Genomic DNA, 6489 nt, shown 5'->3' on the forward strand with positions numbered 1-6489 from the left:
AATGCCGTCTGTGCCCGGCGCTCCCACCCCACCAGTGTCGGACGGCGCGGACGCGGCCGCCTTGCCCGCCGGCCACAAGGTCTTCGAATACCGCATCGAAAAAATGCTGGGCGGCGGCGGCTTCGGCATCACCTATCTGGCCCATGACATCAACCTGGAGTTGCCGGTCGCCATCAAGGAGTACTTTCCGGGCGAGCTGACCCTGCGCGCGGCCGACCTGAGCGTGCGCGTGCGCTCACCCGAGGCCGCAAAGCAGTTCGAGTGGGGGTTGGAGCGTTTTCTCGACGAGGCCCGGGCGCTGGCGGCGTTTCGGCATCCCAACATTGCGCGCGTGCTGCGTTATTTTCGCGAAAACGGCACGGCTTACATCGTCATGGAATACGAGTCGGGCGATCCGCTCAAACGCTGGCTGGCGCGCCAGCCAGCACTGGACCTGGCCACCTTGCTGAAGGTAATCTACCCGCTGATGGATGGCCTGGACACCGTTCACAAGCTGAACTTCCTGCACCGCGACATCAAGCCCGACAATATTTATATACGCGCTGACGGCACGCCGGTGCTCGTCGATTTCGGCGCCGCACGCCGGACCACCGGCGGGCGCGACCTGACCAACATCGTCAGCCCCGGTTTTGCGCCTTTCGAGCAATACCACAGCAAGGGCAACCAGGGCCCATGGAGCGACATCTATTCTCTGGGCGCGGTGATGTACTGGATGACCACCGGCGAAAAGCCGCTGGAGTCGGCCGCGCGCGTCAAGGACGACGCCATGCCCGCCGCGCTGGCCATCGGTGATGCGGCGGTCTTCGGCACAGGTGTTCTGCGCATGATCGACTGGGCCCTGAACCCCGACGAGGCGCGCCGGCCGCAAAACGTGGCCGAGCTGCGGGCTGCACTGGCGGCGGCGGAGCAGGCTGCCGGCGGCCTGCTCCCCCCGGGTAAGCGCGCCCCGACCGACACCCGGCCAGACCCCGACAGCGACGTGCTGGCCTTTGCCGCAAGCGCGCAGGCCGTACCGGGAAGCAACGTGGAAAATAATCGCAAAAACGTCTTCGGCACCGTGATGTTTCTGCATCTGGTGGCCTATTCGCGGCACTCCGTCGACCAGCAGGTGGCACTGAAAGATCGTTTCAACGAGCTCATCACCAAGGCACTCAAGGGCGTGCCGCAGGCATCCCGCATCGTGATCGACACGGACGACGGGGCAGCCACCTGTTTCCTGGGCGACCCCGAGGAAGCGCTGCAGTCAGCGCTGCTGCTGCGCAGTCTGTTGATGCAAAAATACGGGAAAATGCTCTTGATGCGCATCGGCATGCACCTGGGACCGATACGCATCGTGTTCGACGTCAACCAGCGGGTCAATGTGGTGGGCGACGGCATCAACGTGGCCCAGCGCATCATGGACTTCGCCCATCCCAACCAGATTGTGGTGTCGCGTGCCTACTACGACGTGATCTCGCGCATCAGTGACAACGCCACCGGCATGTTCAGCCCGCTGGGTCCGCACCTGGACAAACACCTGCGTTCGCACGACATCTATGCGGTCCTGGACCCACCATCGCGGCCCGTGCAGGCCAACGCCGGTCGCAGCAACGAGTTCGAAAACACCGCCACATTCGCCGCGCTGTCCTCGCTGACGCCGGAGGTGATTGCCGAGATCGAGTCCGAGTTGGCACACAGCATCGGCCCGCTGGCCAAGGTGCTGCTTAAAAAAGCGCTGGCGCGCGTCGTGGGGGCCCAGGGCTTGCGCGAGCTGCTGGCCGTCACCATTCCCGACCTGAAGGCGCGCGAGCTGTTTATCAACCCGAAAAGCCACGAGACCCAGCCCGTGTCTGCCTCGGGCAGCCGCCCTGACCCCTCCATGCGGCTGCGCGCAGACATCAGCCAGCCTGTCAGCGGCACGATCAGCGGCAGCATCAGCGGACGCTCTGTCCCGGTGTCCTCTCCCTGGTTCAGTGCAGCCCAACTCACGCAGCTGGAACGGGCGCTGAGCCAGGTCGTCGGCCCGCTCGCGAAAATGATTGTCAGGAAAGAGGTGGCCCGGCACACCGCGCTGGAAGCGCTGCGCCAGGCGCTGGCCGCCCAGGTGGACCGCCCCGCCGAGCGCGAAAAATTCCTCACTGCCACGCAAAAACTGCCCTGATCGCTATACTTTTTATAGCTGCTTGCGCCCGAAAATCAAGGGCTGGAGGCCTGTTTGATGCTCAACCCGCAACAATCTGTCCGGCTTCGAGCGTGATGCGGCGCTGGCAGCGTGCCGCGATGCCGCGGTCGTGCGTGACCAGCACCAGCGTGGTCCCGAGTTCCTGGTTGAGCTCGAACATCAGCGCCATGACGGTCTCGCCGGTGGCAAAGTCCAGGCTGCCGGTCGGCTCGTCGGCCAGCAGCAGCGCAGGTTGCACCACAAAGGCCCGCGCCAGTGCCACCCGCTGCTGCTCGCCCCCCGACAGCACCTTGGGGTAGTGGCCCAGCCGCTCACCCAGGCCAACACGTTTGAGCATCTCGGTGGCTTGTGCCCGTGCATTTCTGGCACCCGACAATTCCAGCGGCAGCATGACATTTTCCAGGGCGTTCAGGTTGCCCATGAGCTGAAAGCTCTGGAACACAAACCCCACTTTCTGGGCGCGCAGTGCGGCGCGGTCGTCCTCACTGAGTGCAAACAGGTCCTGACCGGCCAGATGCACCGTGCCCTGGGTCGGCGTGTCCAGCCCGGCGATGATGGACAGCAGTGTGCTTTTGCCCGAGCCGGAGGCGCCAACAATCGCCGCAGTCTCCCTGGCCGCCAGTGCGAAATGAATATCGCGCAAAATGGTCAGTGTGCCGGTCGAGTCGCTCACGCTCTTGAAAACATGCTCCACGGAAATAATTGAAGAAGTCGTGGACGCGGGAGCAGCGTCGTTCAGTACATCAACCGCAGGTTCAAACATGTCAGCCTTGTCAGAAAACTTGAGATCAGACTTTACCAAGCTTGCCCATGCTGCGGCCGCCGGCCTGGTAAAACCTTGGGGCGCGCTGCTGCTGGCCGTGTTGGCAGCCGCGCCGCTGCTGTCGCAGGCACAAACGTCCGCGATGGCGGCCTCCACCGGGACGCTGCTGATCGTCGGCGATTCGCTGAGCGCCGAATACGGTCTCAAACGCGGCACCGGCTGGGTGCCGCTGCTGGAAAAACAACTCGCCGTCGAGAAAAAAAATGTTCGCGTCGTCAACGCCAGCATCAGCGGCGACACCACCTCGGGCGGGCGCTCGCGCCTGCCGGCCCTGCTGGCGCAGCACAAGCCGGCCACGGTGGTGATCGAGCTGGGCGGCAACGACGCGCTGCGCGGCTTGCCGCTGGACATGACAGAAAACAACCTGCGGGTCATGACGCAGGCGGCCAAAAAAACCGGCGCGAGGGTGCTGCTGCTGGGCATGCAGGTGCCGCCCAACTACGGCGGAGCCTACGGCGCAGCCTTCTCGGGGCTGTTTGGCAAGATCGCCAAGTCCGAAAATGTGGCGCTGGTGCCCTTTTTCCTCAAGGGCATCGCGGATGTGGACGATGCGACCGGCAACTTCCAGGCGGACCGCATCCACCCCAACGAGCAGTCGCAGGCCAGGATGCTGGGCAACGTCTGGCCCGAACTGAGAAAACTCATCAAGTGAGCCTGGAACGCATCTCTGCCGAACAGGCGCTGGCCACGCTGGCGGGCTACGCCGTCGTGATCGATGCCCGCAGCGAAGGCGAATACGCGGAGGACCACCTGCCCGGCGCCGTGAACTGGCCCAGCCTGAACGACGAGGAACGCAAAATCGTCGGCACGCGTTACAAGCAGATCAACCAGTTCGAGGCCAAAAAGCTGGGAGCGGCGCTGGTCGCCCAAAACATTGCCACTCACATCCAGCGCGAGGTGCTGGACAAGCCGCGCGAGTGGCAGCCCCTGGTCTACTGCTGGCGCGGCGGCAAGCGCAGCGGCTCGCTGGCCTTGATCCTCGACCAGATCGGCTTTCGGGTCACACTGGTTGAAGGCGGCTACAAGGCTTTCCGCGCAGCGCTGGTAGCCGACCTGCCGCAACTGGCTGCGCGCCACCAGTACCGGGTAGTCTGTGGCCCCACCGGCGCGGGCAAGACCCGGCTGCTTCATGCGCTGGCCAGCCAAGGCGCGCAGGTGCTGGACCTGGAAGGGCTGGCGAATCACCGCAGCTCGGTGCTGGGCATGATCCCCGGTTTGGCGCAACCCAGCCAGAAAGCCTTTGACAGCCTGGTCTGGGCGGCACTGCGCGATTTTGACCCATCGCTTCCGGTCTATATCGAAAGCGAAAGCAAAAAAGTCGGCAATGTCGCCGTCCCGGAGGGGCTGATCACCGCGATGCGCGCCAGCCCTTGCCTGCGGCTGGAGCTCGCCGAAGACGAACGGGTTGCGCTGCTGCTGGAAGATTATGATTTTTTCGTGAAGGACACCACTTTGTTCTGCGAGCGCCTGGGCGCCCTGACCGAAGCCCGTGGCAAGGAAATGGTGCAAGACTGGCAGACACGCGCGCGCAGCGGCGACGTGGCTTCTGTGGTGCGCGAGCTGCTGCTGCAGCATTACGACCCGGTCTACCTGCAATCGATGCGGCGCAACTTCACGCAGTACGAAACGGCCCAGGTACTGGCTCCGCGCGATCACACTGCGGCCGCCATGACGACGCTGGCGCACAGCCTGCTCGCGGCATAAACAGCAACGCAAGAAAAAAAGCTCCGGGGGACAAAACCTGTCCCTGCGAAGCTTGTTGGGTGCGATTAGCTATTAATAATATAGCTGCTTGCGCCCGTATCTAAAGGGCTGGAGCCCGATTTGATTAAAAAATGAGATGCCCCGGGCTTATACGGCCGGTTCAGCGGGCGGCGCATCGGCATCGCCGGGCTGTCCGTCGGGCGTGTCATCGTCCGGCAGATCCGGCTTGCCCTCGGCCTTGCGCTTGAGTTTTTCCTCTTTTTTCTTCTTTTTGGCCAGCTCTTTCTGGCGCTTTTCGTAGGAATAATTGGGAGTTGCCACGGCGTGCTTTCTTCAGGGGAATATGTTCTAACTGTACTGCATAGAGGCGAGCGCCTGCTCAAGGTCCGCCTGCAGATCGGCCACCGCCTCCAGCCCGATGGAAAACCGCACCAGCCCGCCTGCGTAAGGCCAGCGGGTAGTGCGAATGGCAGGCACGTCATAAGGCACACACAGGCTGATCGGGCCGGCCCAGCTGTAGCCGATATTGAACAGTTTCAGGTCGTCGCAAAAGGCGTCCAGCGTGGCTTGGCTGTAGCCGGGTTTGAACACTGCACTCATCAGACAGGCCGCGGCGCTGCAGTCGCGCTGCCAGGCTTCATGGCCCGGCGAGCTGGCCAGCGCCGGGTGCAGCACCGCCTCGATCTGCGGCTGCTGCTGCAGCCAAGTGGCCAGGGCGCGGGTAGCGCTGTCTTGCGCCGCGTAACGCAGGGCCATGCTGTTCAGGCCGCGCAGCACCAGCTCGGCATCGTTGCCACTGACGCCGTAACCCACACGCATATGGCAGAAATGCACCAGCTGGTGCAAGGCTTCGTCGCGCGTGACCACCGAGCCCATCAGCACGTCGGCGCCCCCGCTCGGGTATTTGGTCAGGGCCTGCACCGAGATGTCGGCGCCAAGATCAAAGGCATTGAAGGCGATCCCTGCGCCCCAGGTGTTGTCCAGCGCGGTGACGATGCCTTGCGGATGCGCGTCGGCGTGCGCCTTCACGGCCGCGACCAGCGCCGGCAGGTCCGGAAACTCCAGCGTGATCGAACCCGGCGCTTCCAGCCAGACCAGACGCGTCTTCGCGCTCAGTTTGGCGGCCAGGTCAGCGGGTGACAGGGGGTCGTAATACGCGAAGCGCACGCCCCAGGCCGTCAGCTCATTTTGCGCAAAAGCCTTGTTCGGCCCATAGGCGTTGTCGGGGATCAGCACCTCGTCGCCGGCCTTGAGCAAGGCCATGTCCACCAGTGCCACCGAAGCCAGCCCGCTGGGCACCAGCGTGCAGAACCGGCCGCCCTCCAGCGTGGCAATACGTTCTTCCAGCGTGAAGGTGGTCGGCGTGCCATGCAGGCCGTAGGTGTAGCCGGTCTTGTGTTTCCAGTCGCGCTGGCGCAGGGCAGCAACGCTGGGGAAGATGATGGTCGAGGCTTTGTGGATGGCGGGTTGGACCGAATCAAAACCTGGGGGCGGCTTGTAGCCGTGGTGAATCAGTTGGGTGGAGATATTGCTCATGCAGCCATGTTAACGGCTGGGGTTTTCTGTGGTCAGCCATCCCAAAAAAATCATTTCCAACTTCAACTTCAACTTCAGTTTCGTGGTTCGATACGAGTGAAAGTGAACCTGCCCCTGTTGAATCTACTGCTTAGCCATCGAATTATGCGGCCTTCAATTGCTGTGCCGCGTCCCAGCTTTTCTCAAACTGCATCGGACTGACATACCCCAACGTCGAGTGCAATCGGCGGTGGTTGTAGAAAGTCAACCAGTCAATCACTTCGTC

Annotated in this window: 7 protein-coding genes; 3 read left to right on the forward strand and 4 right to left on the reverse strand. The window is 63.1% G+C overall.

The genetic code is table 11. The features are described from left to right. Position 1: 1 nt before the first annotated feature. Complete coding sequence (locus ACESMT_RS11295; RefSeq protein WP_372826690.1) at positions 2 to 2140, forward strand: protein kinase; 2139 nt, start codon at positions 2 to 4, stop codon at positions 2138 to 2140. Positions 2141 to 2201: 61 nt separating this feature from the next. On the opposite strand, the gene ACESMT_RS11300 is transcribed toward ACESMT_RS11295, so the two are convergent. Continuing rightward, complete coding sequence (locus ACESMT_RS11300; protein ID WP_372826691.1) at positions 2202 to 2924, reverse strand: ABC transporter ATP-binding protein; 723 nt, start codon at positions 2922 to 2924, stop codon at positions 2202 to 2204. Between ACESMT_RS11300 and ACESMT_RS11305 the strand changes: the two genes are divergently transcribed. Beyond that, entirely contained in the window at positions 2923 to 3636 is a 714-nt protein-coding gene (locus ACESMT_RS11305; RefSeq protein ID WP_372826692.1) for an arylesterase, read from the forward strand. The two genes, ACESMT_RS11300 and ACESMT_RS11305, sit on opposite strands and share 2 nt — an antisense overlap. Next, positions 3633 to 4688 carry a tRNA 2-selenouridine(34) synthase MnmH gene (gene mnmH, locus ACESMT_RS11310; protein WP_372826693.1) on the forward strand — a complete coding sequence of 352 codons (1056 nt, stop codon included), beginning with the start codon at positions 3633 to 3635 and terminating at the stop codon, positions 4686 to 4688. The genes ACESMT_RS11305 and mnmH overlap by 4 nt, the downstream gene beginning before the upstream one ends. 147 nt (positions 4689 to 4835) lie before the next feature. On the opposite strand, the gene ACESMT_RS11315 is transcribed toward mnmH, so the two are convergent. From ACESMT_RS11315 to ACESMT_RS11325, 3 genes are all read right to left on the reverse strand, one after another. Continuing rightward, positions 4836 to 5009 carry a hypothetical protein gene (locus ACESMT_RS11315; protein WP_372826694.1) on the reverse strand — a complete coding sequence of 58 codons (174 nt, stop codon included), beginning with the start codon at positions 5007 to 5009 and terminating at the stop codon, positions 4836 to 4838. 27 nt (positions 5010 to 5036) lie between these two features. Beyond that, on the reverse strand, positions 5037 to 6224 hold the full coding sequence (locus ACESMT_RS11320; protein WP_372826695.1) for a PLP-dependent transferase: 1188 nt from the start codon (positions 6222 to 6224) through the stop codon (positions 5037 to 5039). A gap of 142 nt (positions 6225 to 6366) precedes the next feature. Further along, positions 6367 to 6489 (reverse strand): IS3 family transposase (locus tag ACESMT_RS11325; RefSeq protein WP_372826585.1); only part of this gene is annotated, 123 nt, incomplete at its 5' end.

The sequence above is a fragment of the Polaromonas sp. genome, assembly GCF_041689105.1.
Classification (GTDB): domain Bacteria; phylum Pseudomonadota; class Gammaproteobacteria; order Burkholderiales; family Burkholderiaceae_C; genus Polaromonas.